General features: G+C 56.1%; 1 rRNA gene. It reads left to right on the top strand.

Annotated elements, in window-relative coordinates:
- Positions 1–118 precede the first annotated feature (118 nt).
- Positions 119–1,641, top strand: a 16S ribosomal RNA gene (locus AC1RJY_RS23955).
- Positions 1,642–2,178 lie beyond the last annotated feature (537 nt).

A 2,178-nucleotide genomic window follows, 5' to 3' on the forward strand; every position in this document is an offset into this window, starting at 1 on the left:
GGATTGTCATGCACCCCCGTGTGTGGTGGTCTGGTTTTCAGCTGGTTTCGAATTTTGTGCAGCCGTGTTCGCCGTTATTTCCGGTGGGTGTGGTTGTGTCTGTTTGATTTGTTTTTCTTCAACGGAGAGTTTGATCCTGGCTCAGGATGAACGCTGGCGGCGTGCTTAACACATGCAAGTCGAACGATGATCCCTGGCTTGCTGGGGGGATTAGTGGCGAACGGGTGAGTAACACGTGAGTAACCTGCCCTTGACTCTGGGATAAGCCTGGGAAACTGGGTCTAATACCGGATACGACCATCTGGCGCATGTCATGGTGGTGGAAAGCTTTTGTGGTTTTGGATGGACTCGCGGCCTATCAGCTTGTTGGTGGGGTAATGGCCTACCAAGGCGACGACGGGTAGCCGGCCTGAGAGGGTGACCGGCCACACTGGGACTGAGACACGGCCCAGACTCCTACGGGAGGCAGCAGTGGGGAATATTGCACAATGGGCGCAAGCCTGATGCAGCGACGCCGCGTGAGGGATGACGGCCTTCGGGTTGTAAACCTCTTTCAGTAGGGAAGAAGCGAAAGTGACGGTACCTGCAGAAGAAGCGCCGGCTAACTACGTGCCAGCAGCCGCGGTAATACGTAGGGCGCAAGCGTTATCCGGAATTATTGGGCGTAAAGAGCTCGTAGGCGGTTTGTCGCGTCTGCTGTGAAAGACCGGGGCTCAACTCCGGTTCTGCAGTGGGTACGGGCAGACTAGAGTGCAGTAGGGGAGACTGGAATTCCTGGTGTAGCGGTGAAATGCGCAGATATCAGGAGGAACACCGATGGCGAAGGCAGGTCTCTGGGCTGTAACTGACGCTGAGGAGCGAAAGCATGGGGAGCGAACAGGATTAGATACCCTGGTAGTCCATGCCGTAAACGTTGGGCACTAGGTGTGGGGGACATTCCACGTTTTCCGCGCCGTAGCTAACGCATTAAGTGCCCCGCCTGGGGAGTACGGCCGCAAGGCTAAAACTCAAAGGAATTGACGGGGGCCCGCACAAGCGGCGGAGCATGCGGATTAATTCGATGCAACGCGAAGAACCTTACCAAGGCTTGACATGAACCGGAAAGACCTGGAAACAGGTGCCCCGCTTGCGGTCGGTTTACAGGTGGTGCATGGTTGTCGTCAGCTCGTGTCGTGAGATGTTGGGTTAAGTCCCGCAACGAGCGCAACCCTCGTTCTATGTTGCCAGCGCGTTATGGCGGGGACTCATAGGAGACTGCCGGGGTCAACTCGGAGGAAGGTGGGGACGACGTCAAATCATCATGCCCCTTATGTCTTGGGCTTCACGCATGCTACAATGGCCGGTACAAAGGGTTGCGATACTGTGAGGTGGAGCTAATCCCAAAAAGCCGGTCTCAGTTCGGATTGGGGTCTGCAACTCGACCCCATGAAGTCGGAGTCGCTAGTAATCGCAGATCAGCAACGCTGCGGTGAATACGTTCCCGGGCCTTGTACACACCGCCCGTCAAGTCACGAAAGTTGGTAACACCCGAAGCCGGTGGCCTAACCCTTGTGGGGGGAGCCGTCGAAGGTGGGACCGGCGATTGGGACTAAGTCGTAACAAGGTAGCCGTACCGGAAGGTGCGGCTGGATCACCTCCTTTCTAAGGAGCTGCTAACAACTGGTTGCTGCGCCTGCATGGGTGTGGTGGTGGTTGTCAGTGTTGCCCATTGCGCAGGCGTCTGTTCTGCGGTGGGTGCTCATGGGTGGAATATCAACGAATCAAACTTGTTTGGCATGGCCTTCACCGGTTGTGTCCTGGTGCCAGTACGGCAACCTGTGCCCCTTGTGGGTGTGGTGTTGTTTGGAACGCTGCCGGGGTGCGGGTGTGTGGGGTTGTGTTTGGCGCACTGTTGGGTCCTGAGGCAACAGGACCTTTTTGCAGCAATGCATGGGGGCATCTTCTGGTGTTTCTTTTGTTCCTGCTTCCGGTAGCACTGTTCATCGTGCACGGCCCCGCTGTGGTGTGGGTTGTGGTGGGTGGTGGTCTGGTTGACGGGGTTGTTGTTTGAGAACTACATAGTGGACGCGAGCATCTAGAACACACACGTGGCTGATCCCTTTTTTGGGGTTGGTGTGTGTGTTCTTACAGCAATTTCTTATGAATGAACCTGGCCCTTGTGGTCATGGTTCTCTCGAA

The sequence above is a fragment of the Arthrobacter sp. GW822-FHT05G07 genome (genome assembly GCF_058799755.1).